This window comes from Fictibacillus phosphorivorans (assembly GCF_001619875.1).
Taxonomy (GTDB): domain Bacteria; phylum Bacillota; class Bacilli; order Bacillales; family Fictibacillaceae; genus Fictibacillus; species Fictibacillus phosphorivorans_B.
This window is the reverse complement of the sequence record NZ_LRFC01000012.1, coordinates 135787-153399: the sequence shown is the minus strand read 5'-3', so window position 1 is coordinate 153399 and position 17613 is coordinate 135787. Positions and strand designations below refer to the sequence as shown.

General features: G+C 41.0%; 16 protein-coding genes. 1 reads left to right on the top strand and 15 read right to left on the bottom strand.

The features are described 5' to 3' along the window. Positions 1 to 43: 43 nt before the first annotated feature. The 10 genes from AWM68_RS08835 to AWM68_RS08790 form a co-directional block, all read right to left on the bottom strand. Positions 44 to 1033: a lipoate--protein ligase gene (locus tag AWM68_RS08835; RefSeq protein ID WP_066240072.1), complete on the bottom strand. Its 990-nt coding sequence runs from the start codon at positions 1031 to 1033 to the stop codon at positions 44 to 46. Positions 1034 to 1060: 27 nt separating this feature from the next. Next, on the bottom strand, positions 1061 to 1795 hold the full coding sequence (locus tag AWM68_RS08830) for an MBL fold metallo-hydrolase (protein ID WP_066240069.1): 735 nt from the start codon (positions 1793 to 1795) through the stop codon (positions 1061 to 1063). Positions 1796 to 1848: 53 nt separating this feature from the next. Next, the gene (locus tag AWM68_RS08825; RefSeq protein ID WP_066240066.1) at positions 1849 to 2724 is read right to left on the bottom strand and encodes a LysR family transcriptional regulator; all 876 of its coding nucleotides are present in this window, start codon (positions 2722 to 2724) and stop codon (positions 1849 to 1851) included. 69 nt (positions 2725 to 2793) lie between these two features. Continuing rightward, positions 2794 to 3084: a putative quinol monooxygenase gene (locus AWM68_RS08820; protein WP_082820642.1), complete on the bottom strand. Its 291-nt coding sequence runs from the start codon at positions 3082 to 3084 to the stop codon at positions 2794 to 2796. 127 nt (positions 3085 to 3211) lie between these two features. Continuing rightward, positions 3212 to 3874 carry a type 1 glutamine amidotransferase domain-containing protein gene (locus tag AWM68_RS08815; RefSeq protein WP_066240061.1) on the bottom strand — a complete coding sequence of 221 codons (663 nt, stop codon included), beginning with the start codon at positions 3872 to 3874 and terminating at the stop codon, positions 3212 to 3214. A 181-nt stretch (positions 3875 to 4055) separates the two neighbouring features. Continuing rightward, positions 4056 to 4385, bottom strand: coding sequence for a YmaF family protein (locus tag AWM68_RS08810; RefSeq protein ID WP_082820641.1), 330 nt, complete (start codon positions 4383 to 4385; stop codon positions 4056 to 4058). A gap of 114 nt (positions 4386 to 4499) precedes the next feature. Continuing rightward, on the bottom strand, positions 4500 to 5327 hold the full coding sequence (locus AWM68_RS08805) for a carbohydrate ABC transporter permease (protein ID WP_066240055.1): 828 nt from the start codon (positions 5325 to 5327) through the stop codon (positions 4500 to 4502). A gap of 30 nt (positions 5328 to 5357) precedes the next feature. After that, on the bottom strand, positions 5358 to 6686 hold the full coding sequence (locus AWM68_RS08800; protein WP_066240111.1) for an ABC transporter permease subunit: 1329 nt from the start codon (positions 6684 to 6686) through the stop codon (positions 5358 to 5360). 162 nt (positions 6687 to 6848) lie between these two features. After that, on the bottom strand, positions 6849 to 8153 hold the full coding sequence (locus AWM68_RS08795) for an ABC transporter substrate-binding protein (protein ID WP_066240052.1): 1305 nt from the start codon (positions 8151 to 8153) through the stop codon (positions 6849 to 6851). Between the two features lie 59 nt (positions 8154 to 8212). Then, entirely contained in the window at positions 8213 to 9199 is a 987-nt protein-coding gene (locus tag AWM68_RS08790; RefSeq protein ID WP_066240047.1) for a LacI family DNA-binding transcriptional regulator, read from the bottom strand. Between the two features lie 206 nt (positions 9200 to 9405). Between AWM68_RS08790 and AWM68_RS08785 the strand changes: the two genes are divergently transcribed. Next, positions 9406 to 10128: an amino acid ABC transporter ATP-binding protein gene (locus tag AWM68_RS08785; protein ID WP_066240045.1), complete on the top strand. Its 723-nt coding sequence runs from the start codon at positions 9406 to 9408 to the stop codon at positions 10126 to 10128. Positions 10129 to 10365: 237 nt separating this feature from the next. Here AWM68_RS08785 and AWM68_RS08780 read toward each other — a convergent pair whose 3' ends face one another. The 5 genes from AWM68_RS08780 to AWM68_RS08760 all read right to left on the bottom strand — a co-directional run bounded on the left by AWM68_RS08780 (position 10366) and on the right by AWM68_RS08760 (position 17489). Next, on the bottom strand, positions 10366 to 11925 hold the full coding sequence (locus AWM68_RS08780; RefSeq protein WP_419865579.1) for a glycine betaine ABC transporter substrate-binding protein: 1560 nt from the start codon (positions 11923 to 11925) through the stop codon (positions 10366 to 10368). Then, positions 11909 to 13063, bottom strand: coding sequence for an ABC transporter ATP-binding protein (locus tag AWM68_RS08775; protein ID WP_066240041.1), 1155 nt, complete (start codon positions 13061 to 13063; stop codon positions 11909 to 11911). The genes AWM68_RS08780 and AWM68_RS08775 overlap by 17 nt, the downstream gene beginning before the upstream one ends. Before the next feature lie 284 nt (positions 13064 to 13347). Next, positions 13348 to 15486 (bottom strand): YhgE/Pip domain-containing protein, encoded by a 2139-nt coding sequence (locus AWM68_RS08770; protein WP_066240038.1) that lies wholly within the window; start codon positions 15484 to 15486, stop codon positions 13348 to 13350. A gap of 155 nt (positions 15487 to 15641) precedes the next feature. Next, on the bottom strand, positions 15642 to 16211 hold the full coding sequence (locus tag AWM68_RS08765; protein WP_066240035.1) for a TetR/AcrR family transcriptional regulator: 570 nt from the start codon (positions 16209 to 16211) through the stop codon (positions 15642 to 15644). Beyond that, on the bottom strand, positions 16212 to 17489 hold the full coding sequence (locus tag AWM68_RS08760) for an ATP-binding protein (protein ID WP_066240032.1): 1278 nt from the start codon (positions 17487 to 17489) through the stop codon (positions 16212 to 16214). Positions 17490 to 17613: the final 124 nt, after the last annotated feature.

Here is a 17613-nt window from a genome sequence, read left to right as displayed (position 1 = left end):
AAAACAAAAACCGCCATTAGAGGCGGTTTTCAATCATTTATTATTAATATAGAAGATCAAGAAACTCCTGGCGTGATACGTTGCCAAAATAGTGCTCCAAATTGACATCTTCTAGCACATTCTCAATCGCTTGACGGTCATAACGCACACCGTTCAGCTTTTTTTCGATATCAGATACATCGCCAACTCCAAAGAAGTCTCCGAAGATCTTACTTTCTTGAATGATTCCTTTTACGATGTGAAGGCGGATATCAACTGATCCTGCCGCAAATCGGTTGGATAGCTCAACATTAAACTTCGGGGACTTTCCATAGTTCCAGTCCCAGTTCGCATAGCGCTCTCTAGAGATCTTGCGAATTTCTTCCCAGTCTTTTTCAGTTAGCTCATATTTCGGCACAGATTCTAACTCTTCAAATAGGTAAGCAAGAAGCGTTTGTTTAAACTCTTCCATCGTCATATCTTCCGCTAAGTGTTCACGAATATTCGTAACACGGCTGCGGATGGATTTGATACCCTTTGACTCGATCTTGTCCATACGAACGTTAAGAGCAGAAACGACATTCTCGATTTCAGAATCAAAAAGAAGTGTTCCATGACTGAACATACGGCCCTTCGTTGAAAACTGTGCGTTACCCGAAATCTTTTTCCCATCAGCTAAAATATCATTGCGTCCGCTTAATTCAGCATTCACGCCCAGTTTTTTCAGCGCTTTTACAACAGGGTCAGTGAACTTCTTGAAATCATGAAACGAGTTTCCATCATCCTTTGTGATAAAGCTGAAGTTAAGATTACCTAGATCATGATAAACAGCACCACCGCCTGATAAACGGCGAACGACATGAATACCTTCTTCGCGAACATAGTCTGCGTTGATCTCTTCTACCGTATTTTGATTCTTGCCGATGATGATCGATGGTTCATTTATATAAAAAAGCAAATACGTTTCATTGATGTCTAAATGTTTCAAAGCGAACTCTTCGATTGCCAGATTCACTCTTGGGTCTGTAATATTTTCATTATCAATAAAAAGCATAGTTTTCTCCTCTTTCAGTCCCTATCTTTAAGCTCCCCACGTCCAGCCGGAAGAGGCAAGCTCCACTTTATTGTTATACACCTCTTTTGCCTCTGTGACAAGCTGTGATAACTGACCAAAATGAGGAAGATGTGTGAGGAGCAGCTGATGAGCTTCTGATTGCTGAGCAAGCTTTCCGCAGTCTTCTGATGTCATGTGGCCAGGACCGCTTCCATCCATGCCTTTATAGAAGTTGCATTCCGCAATCAGCAAGTCTGCATTTCTGCTGAATGGGACCAGTTCAGGGATCAGTGCAGTATCGGCCGTATAAACAAGCGTTGATTTCCCATCAGTTATACGCATCGCATAGCAAACAACCGCATGCTTTGTAAGTTGAAATGTAATCGTAAATGGCCCAACCTTCAGCTCTCCTTCTGGGTCATACGAAATCCCCTTCGTGTGCGTCCCATGTGTAAGCGATTGAAAACTTCCTTCATCCTTTGTGTGCCCGTAGATAGGCAGTGTCTTTATCCCTTTTTGCAAAAATGACTGGATGAGTCGGCTATATTGAAGCACACCAATATCAGCAACATGATCTGCATGATAATGTGACAAAATAACAGCATCCAGTTTTTCTGGCTTGATGTAGTTTTGCAGCTGGGAGAGCACCCCGCTTCCACAATCAATAAGCAGATTGAATCCATCACTTTGCAAGAGATATCCGGATGTTGCTTCACCTTTTGCAGGGTAACCTCCCCAATAACCTAAAACCGTCAGTTTCATGATTTCGTCCTCCATTTTTACTAACTAGTTTACACAAAGGACTTCACTTTACACTAGTTATTCAGCTTAAATGCGTCTAATACTTTTTCCAAGATGGGATTATTTTTATGATCTACTTTATATGCTGCATAGATCGTGTTCTCTGCCGTAAGCTCTGGGAACATTACTTTGACCTTATTCTCTTGGACCGATTTTTCTAATAAGTAGGTGGGCAAAATGCTCATTCCCAGTCCATTTTCCACACCTTCTAAAATAGATCTTAAATCAGGAATAACATGCCACGGCTGAAAATCCGGCCGCTTATTAAAATGTTCTCGCCAATACCTTCTAATGATCGGAAGTTCCAACCCATAGCTTAGCCACTTTTGACTTAACAGCCATTGTTCAATCTCCTCAGCATTTTTCGCATCTGTTTCATACTCAGGAGGAGCCGTAGCAACAAACACTTCAACTTCAAGCTTTCTATACTCAATCCCTTGATGCTGTGATTTCTGAGTAGTCAAAATCAGATCCACTTCATCTTTTTCAAGTTTTTCTAGTAATATACTTGCCACATCGAACTGGGCTAAAAAACGAATTTCTAAATGTTGAATACTTGAAAGAGCACGCTTTGTAAAATACTCAGCTGGCGATCCAATACGGATCACTGGGGCCAGTCCTTTACTGGAGGAACTATGAAGCATTTCAAGTGTTGTATTCTCTAAGTTCTCGATGAGCGGAACAATTTTTGTATATAATTCTTTTCCTTTGTCAGTAGGTACCATTTTACGCGGAGCTCGAATAAACAATGGTTCGCCAATTTCTGCTTCTAATGCCGCAAGATGCTGACTCATCGCAGGCTGTGTTAAAATCCTTGCTTTCGCTGCCGCAGAAACTGAGCGGTGTTTATAAATGCTGATAAAACTCCGGTACCATTCAAAATCTATCATAATTTGAACCCCCTTCCACCAATCATGAAAACAGCACCGCTCTAAATGCTGAACGGTGCATAGTGGTCTCTATAAATGGATAACGTTTAAACGATAGACTTCCCGTTGCTGAATGAGTGTTTCAATGTTTTTCCGATAGTTGATATAATGCTCAGATTCTATATGTGATTTGAGCGCATCTTCATCCCGCCACGTTTCATAAAACACAAAAGTATCAGAGTCTTCGGTTGACTCATGCAGCGTGTAGTTGATACATCCTTCTTCTTTACGTGATGCTTGTACCACTTTTACTAATTCTTCGCGCAATGAACTTTCTTTACCTGGTTTTGCTTTTAGTATCGCGTTAATTGTAATAGACAAAACAATCACCTTCCTATTTTGTAGTGGTTGATTTCCGTTTCAGATGCTCGCTTTCCGCGGGGAAGGCGGTGAGCCAAATAAAGCCTGCAAACCTCATCTGTTATAAAGGTCTGCAGGTTTCCAAAAATTATGCTAGCTGTTTAACAACTTCTTTTGCAACAGCTATTGTAGATTGCGGATTTTGACCAGTAATTAAGTGATCATCCACTTGCACATGGTTTACCCAGTTTTCAGCAGCTACAAACTCAGCACCTAGTTCGCGCAAGCGTGTTTCTAATAAGAACGGCATGTATTGATCAAGTGTTGTTGCAACTTCTTCTGCATCTGTGAACGCAGTAACTGTCTTTCCTGCTACTAATGGCGTGGCATCAGAAAGTTTAACACCCACTAATCCGGCTGGGCCATGGCAAACAGCTGCTACTACTTTGTTTTGCTCATACAGATCACGAATCACTTCTTGAAGTTTTGTGTTCTCTGGAAGGTCAAACATGGTTCCGTGACCGCCTGGCAAGAAGATTGCGTCAAATTCATTAACGTCTTTAATCTCCTCTAGTTTTACAGTGTTTTCAAGATATATTGCTGTATCTAAAATCTCTTGAGGCACTTCACCTTCAAGGCTGCGGTCATCTACTGGAGCTTTTCCACCTTTAGGACTTGCTACCGTAATCGTGTGTCCTGCATTTGCAAACTCCACATAAGCTTCACCAAACTCAGAAAGCCAAAGCCCTGTTGAGTGTTCATTATTCATGTTATCAGCCGTTGTAACGACCATTAATATATGTTTTGACATTGTATAATTCCTCCTAATTAAAAGTAAGTTATTTCGCTAACAAAACCTATTGTAGACCCTGTAATCCCATAATACAAATTAGAAAATTGCACTTTACCTATAAATAAATTTATATGATATATATAAAAAATCCCCTGCTAAAAGCAAAGGATTAGATATCGATATTTGTTTTCATTATCTATCATCCAATAACATTCTTATCCGTCCACCCAGTGTATTGATGCGTGTGTCCATCATTAAAAGTAGTTGATCCAGCTATCATATGATAATGTGTTCCATCCGCTAAATAAATAGGAGGTCCGGTAGTTCCAGAGAAGCGGTGAACATGACCGTCATTAAAAGTAGTAGTTCCTTCATAGTTATGAACATGACCCATCGAGTTTTTTGCAGGACTTGTAACCCCTTGGACAGTATGTGAATGTCCATCATTTACTGAAGTCTCTGTAGAATATTGATGAACATGAACATTTCTGCCCTCCCATTTTATATGTTTTAGATCGTGACCGTGCACGAAATACCCCCCTATCTTAACGATTATCATCCTATTTGTATGTTGGTGATTTTAAAATATACCATAACAAAAAATCCTGCAGCTTATATTGCTGCAGGGTTTTCATCAAAACTTCTATTCTTTTACAGCACCTGAAGTTAATCCTGACACAATTCTGCGCTGGAATAGAAGAACCATGATAACGAGAGGCACCGTTACGATAACAGTCGCTGCTGTAACCTCTCCCCAAGGAATCGTAAACTGTCCTTCAAACATCGCGATCCCAACTGGAACGGTCTTAAACTCATCATCTGTGTTGATTGTTAAAGCAAACAGGAACTCGTTCCATGCTGAGATAAACACAAGAATCGCTGTTGTAAAAATCCCTGGAAGCGCAAGCGGCAAAATAACACGCCAGTATGTTTGCATCAGTGACGCTCCATCGATTTTTGCTGCTTCCTCCAGATCAAACGGAATCTTGCGGAAAAACGTAACAAGAAGCCAGATGGATAATGGCAATGTGAACGTCGTATACGGAATGATCAAACCGAGGTAGCTGTTCGTTAAACCAAGGTTTTTCAATACGATATAAATCGGTGAAATGGTTGCGATCTGTGGAAACATTGATACAGAAAGCACCAATCCAAGAATGACTGTTTTACCTTTAAAGTTAAGCCGTGCGATCGCATAAGCCGCAAAGCTCGCTACAAGTACAGCGTAGACCGTTGTAATCGTTGAAACAACTAAGCTGTTCCATAAATACTTTAAAAATGGATAGTTTACAAATACGGATTCGTAGTTTTCAAGCGTCATATTATCCGTAAATGGGATGAACGCACGATCACCGAAAAGTTCAGCAACCGGTTTAATAGAGCTTGCCAGTACCCATAAAAACGGAAACATGACAAGGAAGACAAACAATGCTAAGAATACATAAAACATTGGGCCTGCTTTTTTGTTCATTTCCTATTCACTCCTTTATCTGTTCCGTTTTTATTTATCATTTAAAAGGTCACGGCCTAAGAACTTAATATAGATCATAGAGATGATCGCTACACAGACAAACACGATAACGGAGAGCGCCGAACCTTCACCAAAATTGGTTTGTGCGAACATTACTTTATAAGCAAGTATGGAGATCGTTTCCGTTGAGTTAGCTGGGCCTCCACCTGTTAAAACATAGATTAAGTCAAATACACGGAATGCATCCAGTGTACGGAATAACAATGCAACTAGAATGCTTGATTTTAATAAAGGCAGCGTAATCTTCAAAAACTGCTTCCATTTGCTCGCGCCATCGATCGCTGCTGCTTCATACAGGGAACTCGGAATCGTCTGCAATCCTGCTAATAATAAGAGTGCCATATAAGGCGTCGTTTTCCATACGTCTGCAAAGATAACGGCAAACATAGCGCCAGTGCTTGTTGTCAGCATATCTGTCATTTGGTCAAACAGTCCGATATCGGCAAATGCTTTTGCTACGATTCCGTTCTGTCCGTCATATAAATACTTCCACATGAAAGCAGATACCGCAGTCGGGATCGCCCAAGGAATGAGGATCGTCGCACGAACAAGCCCTCTGCCGAAAAAGGCTTTGTTGATAAGCAGTGCGATCGCCAAACCGATTACGAGCTCTGCGAAAACGGAGATTAACGTAAAGACTGTTGTATTCTGAATCGCCTTCCACATACGGCTATCTGTTAAGTTTTCTTTATAATGCTTCAAACCGATAAAGTTAGGCGTAATGACAGCGTCTTCTAATGAAGAAGATAATCCAATAAGGTCTTCAGAATTTTTCAGTTCATCCTTTAAGCCTCTTATCGAGTCTGTTGAATCATTCACAGCCTTCTCAAGGTCTAAAGCGATTTCTTTATCAAGATCAGAAACCGCAAGCTCTTCGCTGATCGGCTCCATAACAGTAAGTTTCTCGTCTACTTGATCATATTTACTCTTAATCTCGTTGTCTTTTTGTAATTCTGCATCTACTTTTTCTAAGTTTGCTTTTATGGTTTCAAGTTCTGTCTTTGTATTTCCAGAGGCGGTATCCACCTCATCTTCTAACGTACTGATTAAAAATGGATAGTTATCCAAATACGTTTGCAAATTTACTTTATACGAAATATGCGCTTCTGATTTTGCTGGATTATTCAGCCTTAAATCAAACATGCTGTAATAAAACGATTGAAATACAGGCCATATCGCGATAATTAAGATCAAAATCAGGGATGGTGCAATCAGCATATAGCCGACGGAACGGTCAGAGCGTTTTTTCTTCTTCTGAGAGTTTGTCTTCGGTGCGATAGGCTTTTGGTTGTTAGGCATTAGATCTGGTTTCAAAAGGGTCAGCTCCTTACTATTCGAATGCAATCGACGGACGGGCGCTGTAACGTCCATCCATTTCACTCTTGTGGAATCGATACCAGTTATAAATGTAAGGGGAGCCTTTCCTACAGAAAGGCATACCCCTCAATCATTTACTTTTCCTTACTTCACTAGCTTTTCTGAAATCTCTTTTTGCATGTTTTTAGCTGCTTGTTCTGGTGTGATCTTTTTTGCTACCGCTTGAGAGATTTGAACTTGAATGATGTCAGAGATCTCAGGGTAGTTCGGTGCTACCGGACGAGATACTGCTGCTTCAAGAGCTTTTACAAATCCTTCATCTTTGTAGTAAGGGTTTGCATCTAAAATTTCTTGGTCTTCATAAAGAGAAAGAATTGTCGGAGCATGTCCGCCTTTGATCGCGTCGATCTTTTGTCCTTCTTTACCAGCCATAAAGCTTAAGAACTTCCAAGCTTCTTCAGGGTGTTTCGTGTTTTTGTTGATACCAGCCATCCAGCCGCCAAGCGCTGCAGCAGAACCTTTATCACCTGCTGGAAGTGGAGCTACTCCTACTTTACCTACGATTTTAGATTGCTTTTCATCGTTAGCTAGTGCGAATTGGTACGGCCAGTTACGGATAAGTCCAGCTTGTCCATTAATGAATGCCGTGTGAGACTCAGGCTCAGCAAACGTTGTGATGTTTTGCGGTACAACATCAGAGTTTACAACTTCAACAAGTTTAGAAATCCCTTTGATCGCTTCTGGAGAATCTACTTTGACCTCACCGTTTTCGTCGATGATCTGTCCGCCGTATGATGCAATAAATTCAACAGCGTTACATACAAGTCCTTCATATTGCTTCGCTTGCATCAAGTAACCGAATTGAGTTCCGCCTTGGCCTTTTGTTTCTTTCGCTTTTGCTAAAAGCTCATCCCACGTTTTTGGAACAGAACCTTCATCAACTAAATCTGTACGGTAGAAAAGCATTCCCGCATCAATAAACTTAGGCAGCGCCCATTGTTTGCCTTTAAATTTAGAAGCACTGATTGCTCCTTGGTTATAATCTTCTGGATTGACTCCATCTTTTTCCATAAAGCGGTCAAGAGGCATCAAGAATCCTGCTTGTGCAAATTCAGCCGGCCAGATAACGTCAAGGTCAATAACGTCGATCTCATCAGAGTTTGCGTTGAATGCCGTTACGTACGCATCATGCTGTTTCCCAGTATCTGCAGGCATCTCTTTAAATTTCACGTCTATGTTAGGGTATTTCTTTTCAAAAGCTTCCACCATTGCTGTAGTCCCTTGTGTATCATCCTTACCACGTGCATAAACGATTGTTACTTTTTCGTCTTTATCGCCGCCTGTGTTCTTGCTGCTGCTGCCTTCTTCTTTATCTGAACAAGCTGCAAGTACAAGTGACAGCGCTAGTGAAGTAGAAATCACTTTTGAGATCTTCTTAAGCTTTTTCATTGTTTTTCCCCCAATACTCCTGTTTTGTAAACGATTACATTCCTTCGAAAAAAAATTTTTTAAGTCGAGGACCGTTTGATTAACTGAAAAGGCAGAATAACTTCTTTGCGTCTCAGTTGCTTTTTCGACTGAATCGCTTCAACCATCAGATTCATTGCCTGACGGGCGATGGTATCAATCGGCTGTTCAACCGTCGTCAAATTCATCAGTTCGGCTAGAGGCTGATTATCAAAACCGATTATTGCTAGATCTTCAGGTACTTTCCACCCTGCATCAAATGCGGCTTTTGCTATGCCCGCTGCAACTTCATCACTGCCCGTAAAAACAGCATGCGGCGGATCCTCAAGCTTACTCAATTCTTTAAATGCGTCAAAACCGTCCTGCACACTATAAGCATTGTAGAAGAACCACTCTTCCCTCATCGCGATGCCAGCATCATCAAGAGCTTTCAGAAAACCAATCTTTCGGTCTTTCGAAATTCTGGAGCTTTTGTGGTTACCCGTACAATAACCAATTTTTGTGTACCCTTGATCGATCAAGTGCTTCGTTCCTAAGTAGCTTCCTTCGATCTGATTTAAGTACACTGAAGGTACTTGAGCCGTATCCGAATACTCATTGCATACGACAATCGGACCGAACGATAAATAGGGTTCGAACTCACTCCAATCGTTCTCAATAGAAGTTAAGATCAGACCATCTACTTGCTTCGTTTTTAAAAGCTCTAGGAAGTTTCGCTCCTGCTCTTTCCGGTAACGGGTTTGACACAAAATAAGCTGATAGCCTTTTTTGGCCGCTTCCTTCTCCATCACTTCAACAAGGTGACTGAAAAACGGGTTAGTGATTCGCGGTACATAGACAGCGATCGTTTCTGTCTGCTGCCGCCTCAACCTTCTTGCTGATGAATTGGGCACGTAATTCAGTTCTTGCATCGCTTGTGTTACAAGCTGTTTTTTCTCTTCCGTCACATAAGGATGTTCATTGATCACCCTTGAAACGGTCGTGCGGGATAATCCTGCCTTTTTCGCCACATCTTGAATGGTTGCCATCAGATTCTCCTCTTAAAAATTGTGGAATCGAAATCATGAAATCGTTTTCATATTCAGAGTATAGTTCACCAATTGTTCACTGGTCAATCCTTTTTTTCAGAAAGTTTTGCATTTAAAGATTTCCAATAAAGCAGGAGATACACCGATTCAAACGAACTTATGATAAAATACATACAGAATTTGTTTGAATTGAAAGGAGCCGGACCATGATTAAAGTAAAAAATTTAAAAAAGTCCTTCGGTGATCTCGAGGTTCTGAAAGACATCAATGCAGAAATTAAACCACAAGAAGTTGTATGCGTGATCGGCCCTTCTGGCTCAGGTAAAAGTACTTTTCTCCGCTGTATCAATAAACTCGAAGACATTACTGGCGGCCAAGTATTGGTTAACGGAACAGATATTACGGATCCGAAAACAAACATTAATAAAATCCGTGAAGATGTGGGAATGGTGTTTCAGCAATTTAACCTCTTTCCACATAAAACAGTTCTAGAAAATGTAACGCTTGCACCACTAAAGGTAAAAAATACCAATAAAGATCAAGCACGTGACAAAGCACTAAAGCTGCTCGCTAAAGTAGGTTTGCAAGATAAAGCAAATGCCTATCCTTCACAGCTTAGCGGAGGTCAAAAACAGCGTGTTGCCATTGCGCGTGCACTTGCGATGGATCCAAAAATCATGCTGTTTGATGAACCAACATCTGCTCTAGACCCTGAAATGGTCGGTGAAGTGCTTGAAGTGATGAAGGACCTCGCTCGCGAAGGCATGACGATGGTCGTTGTAACACATGAGATGGGCTTTGCCCGTGAAGTTGGCGACCGAGTAATCTTTATGGATGGCGGTTATATCGTCGAAGAAAACGTTCCGTCGGAGTTGTTCGGCAATGCCCAGCATGAGCGTACGCAGGCGTTTCTGAGTAAAGTATTATAGTTAGAAAGCTAGCTCCCTACTTTAGGTGTGCTGGCTTTTATTATTTGGTCTGTTCGGATGGGAAATTGTCGAATCGCCTTTATTTTTGATTTAAGACTTAATTGGGTGTTGTTTAGACTTAATTCGCTCGCTTTAAGACTTAATTGACCGGTCTTAAGACTTAATTTGTTGAGAAGAAGACTTAATTACATATGCTACAAAAAAACTGGACCCCCTAAAGAGTCCAGTTTTTTTACCTTATTTAATTAATCCTTTGCTTTTTAGGAAATCTTGAGCAACTTTACGCGGATCTTCTTTATCCAAATCTACTTTCGCGTTCATTTCAGCCATATCTTTTTCTGAAATCTTACCTTCAAGCTCATTAAGTACGCCTTCAAGCTTCGGATACTTCTTCAGTGTTTCCTCTCTTACAACAGGAACCGCATAATATGGCGGGAAGAATTTTTTATCGTCATCTAATGTCTTTAAGTTAAAGCGAGGGATTCTCCCATCTGTTGTATATGCTGGAATGACATCCACTTTTCCTTCTTTTACGGCCGTGTACATTAAATTCGGATCCAAGCTCTTTTTCGATTGGAAGTTCAAATTGTATGTTTCCACAAATGGCGAATAGCCATCTTCACGTTCAAAAAACTCCGTTGGACCCCCAAATGAAAGCTGATTCGATTTTGGTGCTAATTCAGAAACCGTTTTGACATTTACTTGTTTCGCTGTCTCAGGATTCAGTGCTACAGCATACGTATTCTCAAAACCAAGCGGCTTTGTCCACTTCAAGTTGTATTCCTTAGCATATCCTTCTTTTACAGCGTTATATATCTCGTCAGGCGTCATGCCAGGATCATACTTCTCTTTTAAAATCGTTAAATATCCTGTACCCGTGTATTCCACGTATAAATCGATGTCACCTTTCTTAATTGCTTCTGTTAATATTGGCGTTTCACCGATTGCTTCTTTAACAACGACAGGATAGTCTGTCTTATCTTTCACATATTCAGAGATCACATAAGGAAGGATATATTGCTCTGTCCACTTCTTACCTGTAATCACAATCGCATCCTCATCACCACCGCGCAGTGCGAAGAAAAGAACAAGTGCTGCAATCGGTACACCGATAAGTACAGGCAGTTTCCACGAACCGCGCTTTTTTGAAGCTTTCGGCTCTGTTGCTAATTCGATCCGTCTAAGAATAAAGTCAAATACAATAGCAAGTAATGCTGCTGGAATGGCTCCTGCTAATACTAGCTCATTTCGTGTTGTAGAAAGCCCACGATAGATGAGATCTCCAAGTCCGCCTGCCCCGATAAACGCTGCAAGTGTCGCAACACCAATCGTCAATACCGTTGCTGTTCTAAGACCTGCCATGATGATTGGCAAGGCGAGCGGAAGTTCAATCATACGTAGTATCTGAGAATTCGTCATCCCCATCCCTCTACCTGCTTCAACGGCAGATTTATCAACGCCTGTAATACCTGTATACGTGTTTCTTAAAATAGGCAATAGCGCGTAAACGGTTAAAGCAATGATTGCCGTTGTGCTGCCGATACCGAATACAGGAAGCAAAAATCCAAACAGGGCTAAGCTCGGTATCGTTTGAAAGATTGCTGTAACTCCGATAACGGGTTCAGCTACACGCTTACGTCTTGATATAAAGATCCCAAGCGGAACTGCGATTACTGCAGCGATTAGGATGGATACGAGCGACAGAAATAAGTGCTGTTGAAGTCCTGTTAGTATTTCAGGCCATCTATTTACAAAAGTATCCTTCATCGTTAAAAAGAAATTATTCAATGCCCGCACCTCCCTCAACAGGTTTTTGTGCGGATATGTTTAGCCCAGCAAGTCCACGCATCATCGAAGCTCTTGTAATCAATCCGACTAGCTTATCGTTTTCGAGTACAGGAATCATATGGACTCCGTTCGTAGCAAAAATTTCAGCTACCTCAGTGTATGTGGCAGAGACATCAACAGAGATGATCTCTTTTTCCATAAGGTCCCCGACTGTTTTATCTTCCTCAGGATAATGATGCTCAATTGTTTCCAGCGTCGTGATCCCGAGCAGTTTATTTTGCTGATCTGTGATTAAAAGACTGTCTACACCATATCGTTTCATCATCTTTAATGCCTCAGCAAGACCTCTTGTTACTCTTGCAGTAACAGGATTCGGCCTCATTAAATCTACCGCTTCAGGCATTGAGGCATCCTCTCTAGACAAACGATTTTCGCCAATGAACCCTTTTACAAAATCGTTGGCAGGATGGCGCAATATTCTTTCTGGTGTATCGAATTGGATGATCTCACCTTTATTTAAAATCGCAATCCTGTCTGCAATCTTAATCGCCTCATCCATATCATGTGTGACGAATACGATTGTTTTCTTAATCGTATCCTGCAGCTTAACAAGCTCATCTTGCAGCTGTTCACGGCTGATCGGATCAAGCGCTGAGAACGGTTCATCCATTAAGATGATTGGGGGTTCAGCAGCTAAAGCACGAATAACGCCAATACGCTGCTGTTGACCGCCACTTAGCTCAGAAGGATAACGTTTTCTGAATGTCTTAGGATCTAAGCCGACTAAATCAAGCAATTCATCTACTCTGCCATCATACTTTTCTTTTTCCCATCCTTTTAAACGCGGGACAAGCGAAATGTTGTCTTCAATCGTCATGTGAGGCAGAAGTCCAATCTGCTGGATTACGTATCCGATATTCCTTCTCAGCTCAACGGGGTTTTGTTTTGCTATATCTTCTCCATCAATTAATATCGTTCCTTTTGATGGCTCAATCAAACGGTTTATCATTCTCATGGTTGTTGTTTTACCACAACCACTTGGGCCAATTAACGCGACTAACTCCCCTTGTTTAATTTGAAAGTCGATGTTCTTCAAGGCCTCAAAACCGTCAGGGAACTTTTTCCCTACGTTTTTGAAAGTAATCAAATGCGGTTCTCTCCTTTATGTCATATGTAAGCTGCATCCATTAGAATGTCCTTTTTTTATATTTCCCTTGCTTGCTAACTTGAAAACGTCTTTTTTAAAGTGGCAGTTTAAAGCTTGGGAGCAGTAGTTCCGTTGGAGAGAATAGCGCTCTGACAAACCTAAATTCTTATTTTTAGGAATCGCTCGTAAAAGTCTAGAATCGCGTCCAGCCTGCTTATCAGCCGCTGGACGAGCACAAAAAAACACCTGAAGGCTATTAATCCCTTCAGGTGTTCTCATACTATTTAAGCTGCTGCTACTTCATCAGCAGTATTCTTTTTTCTTATTTTTGTCGCAAAATAGATCCATGTTCCAACCATACAAAGTGCCATGAACCCGACTAGAACCCACATGTTGGAGATGAAGCTGCTCATATCTCCACTCGAGATCACTGCTTTAAAGCCTGCTACCGAATATGTCATTGGAAGCCAGATGTTAAAGCCTTGAAGACCATTCGGAATCAGTTCAAGCGGGAATGTTCCTGCGCTTGTTGTAAGCTGAAGGATCAAGATAATGATCGCTACAAATCTTCCAGGGTCTCCTAAGACCGTCACAAGCAATTGTACGAGAGCCAAGAACGTTAAGCTTGTAATGATGCTAAGTCCTAGAAACGCACCTAGGTTACTCACTTCAATGTTCAGTCCGTATAGCAACACCGCATCAGCAATGAGTGCCTGAACGACACCGACTACCGCTAAGAAAGTGAACTTACTAGCGAACCAGCTAAATCCTGAACGCGGCTCACCTGCTTTATCACGTAATGGGAATACGATGGACATTAATAGTGCCCCCACGAAAAGCCCTAGTGATAAGAAGTAAGGCGCAAATCCTGTACCATAGTTCGGAACATCAGAAAACTTATTCGTTTTTACAGACACAGGGTTCGCAATTCTCTCAAACATTTCACTGTCCGGATCAAGTTCCCCAGTTTTATCTGCTGCATCACTAAGTGAAGACGATAACTTGCCGCTTCCATCTAGAAGCTTTTGTTCGCCGTTGTGAATCTCTTTTACGTGACCTGTAACCTCTTGCCAGCCTGATGCTACAGTTGTCGTTCCATCTGCAATTTTTCCGCTGGCAGCCAATAACTGCTGTGAACCTGATGCTAATTCACCAAGCTTAGATTGAAACGTTTGTGTGCCCTCGTTTACTTTTGCTTGACCGCTTGCAAGCTGATCCACTCCATTAACTAATTTTAACTGGCCGTTATGAAGCTGTTCTGCTCCTTGTGCCACAGCTGTCTGTGAATCACTAAGTTTTTTTGCGCCTGCTGAAAGTTCGTTGGCACCTCCTGCAATCTTGCCTGTTGCAGCAGTTAGACCATCTAATCCTTTATTGATGCCATTACTTGCAGCTGCAAGCTGTTTTAAAGCAGCTGCAACTTGTTCATCTGTCATGTTTCCTTGGTTTTGAATCAAGGCATTGATCTGCTGTTCTAATTGTTTCGACCCTGCTGTTGCTTTTTGTGCACCTGCGTTCCATTCGTTTACAGAACCCGCAAGTGTACTCGCACCACTCGATAATTTAGCGGCACCGCCTTGTAGTGCAAGGCTGCCGTCCTTGATTTTTTCAGATCCTGCTGTCGCTTGACTAAGTCCGCCTTTTAACGCTTGTGCACCGTTACTCAGCTGCCCTTGACCTGCAGCAAGCTGTTTGTGAGCTGCAAGCAATTTATCGACTCCGTTATCAAACTCAGTCATTTTTGATTGATAAGTAGCTGCACCATTTCTTAGTTCATTGATCTGTGGTGTTTTCTCTTCCATCCCAGCTGCAAGTTCACCACTTCCAGTTGATGCTTTCTTCAGACCATCTGTTATTTGATTCGAACCGTCTGCAGCTTTTTCCAAACCGCCCGCTAACTGCTCAACTTGATCAAACATAACTTCAGCATACGTTTTGGTTAGTTCGTTGGATAAGCTTTCTTTCATCTTATCAACGGCAGTTCCACCAATCTGCGCCGCTAAAAAGTTAAAGCCTGCGTTTGGTGTATAGATGATTTCTGGTTTTTTGTTCGAGCTGCCTGATAAAGATGTTGCATTTTCTGAAAAGTTTTCTGGAATCTCGATCATCATGTAATAATCGTTATGTTCGAGTCCTTGTTTTGCTTTTTCTTCACTTACAAATTTCCACTTGAACTGCGGGTTTTCTTTCAGCTTTTTAACAAATTCATCTCCAACAGCTAAGTTTTCTCCGTTATAATCATAACCCTCATCCTGATTGACTACGGCAACCGGCAGATCTTCCATCTTGTCATACGGGTCCCAGAACGCCCATAGAAACATTCCGCTGTATAACACAGGTATAAAAAGAACTGCCAAGACCGGTACAGCGATTTTTCTGTTTGAAAATACCGCTTTAAATTGAGCTCCGATACTTTTAAGCACGTTTTTCACTCCTCCTGAATACTGAATGACTATATCAGTCAAATGGTCATTTTATTCCAAAAAAAGAGAACTCTTACGTTCCACTTTTAGAAAAATGACCGAAATTGAAAATTGGTCACGAGTAAATATATCACGTTTTTTTTGGTTCTGCAACACTAAGATTTTCTTAAGCCATCCATCACAAACATCTCAAGTACTTCTAGCATTTTTTCCTTATGCAGAGCCTTGTTGTCACGTTCCCAATCAAAAATAAGAGCAATATATAGTTTAACCATCATAAAAGCCACAATTTCTGTCGGACACTCTTTGATTTCACCTTTCTCCACCGCTTTGTCGAGTTCTTTTTGAACAAAACTTAAGACCGCTTTTTCAATTCTCTGCAGAGCATCTGTGACCGGTGAAGTGTTTAATTCCTTCACTTCTTGTGAAAGTTTAACGGCCAGTTGATGCGTTCTCCGAAGTTCTATGACTTCATATAGCGCATCATGCAAATTTTCATAAAAAGGACGGTCTTCTTTTATTGCAGCAGATGCAGCCAATTTTGTTTCTTTTACCAAGTTCGTAATGATTTCAGAAAACAGCTCTTCTTTATTAGAAAAAAATGTGTAGATCGTTCCTTTTCCGACGTTGGCGATCTTAGCAATCTGATCTACCGTACTTGCTTTGTAGCCAAACATGGAAAAAGAACGTTCTGCTGCTTCCAAAATACTTTTTCTGCGATCCATTTATTCTACCCCCTCGTCAACCAACCCACTTGATTTCGTACATAACGGCAATGTTAGCAATACTCGCGTTCCTTCGTTAAGTACACTTTCGTACCGAAGTTTCCCCCCCATATCCTGAATCAGTTTATAGGTTACCATCATGCCGAGACCCGTGCCTTTTGCTTTAGTCGTATAAAAAGGAAGACCGATCTGCTCAAGTTCCTCTTCTGTCATACCTTTACCATTGTCTTCAATTGCAATGGTAATATTCCTTTTTGTCACTTTGTATGGATACAGATGGATCGTTCCGCCTTCCTCAATCGCTTCAATACCGTTTTTAATAATATTCATTAAACCTTGCTTCAACTTTGGTTCATCGATGCAAACCTTGTATGAACCAATCTCACTGGCGGTTAGTTCCACATTGTTGATCGAACCGTATGGAGCCGTAAGAGATATCACATCCATTAAAACCTTCTCAAGCTCAACTCTTTCAAGTTTTGGAACATCAGGTTTTACCATCGATAAATAATCTGTAATAATCTTGTTCGTTCTATCCAGCTCTTCAATCAAGAGGGGTGAATGCTCCTTAAGCTTTTCATCTGTTGTTGTACTGCCTAGAAACTGAATCATACCTCTGATCGTCGTCATTGGATTTCTAACTTCATGTGCAATCGCAGCAGCCATCTGTCCGGCAACGGCTAGTTTATCTAAATAAACAGTTTCTTTTAACTGCATATTGATCTTTACTAGTCTCTCGATTAAAAAGATACAAGAAAAGAATGCGATCAAAAAGCTTGAAAAATAAACCACATAAAAATCAATCGTGAGAAAATCTAAATACGAGTAAATGAACAGTATATAAAACAACGTATAAACAAGTGCAATGTACATGGTAGAAATCCATCTGCGTTTGTCTTCATCAAAAAATCCATGATAGATCAAACAGATGATATAGGCCAAGAAAATTAAAACGACTCCAAGCCATACAAGGTCCCCACCCATACCTATTCTTGCTATAAGTACAATCAATGAACAGATCGCCCCAGGCAGCCAGCCTACATAAAGGGTTACGATCATGATGGGCACATTTCTCAGATCGAAGTAAGAATCTTGGAGGGTTTCAATAGGAAACAGCATACAAACCAGTGCTCCTGCTCCACTGATCAAACCAAAGATAATTTGGTTTTTATAACTTGGAATAACACCAGGATGAAGGGGAAAGAACATATTCAGAAGGTGCGTAAAGGAGAAAATGATTGCAATATTTACAAATAACGGTTCAATAAATGCCTGCATAATACTCCCCTTCCCTTTTTTCTTCCTTCAGTATAGCAGAAACATTCTCCAAGAAAATATAAAAAACGACAAACATATCCATTTGTCGTTTAATTATTTGCTGTATGATATACTTTTAATCTTA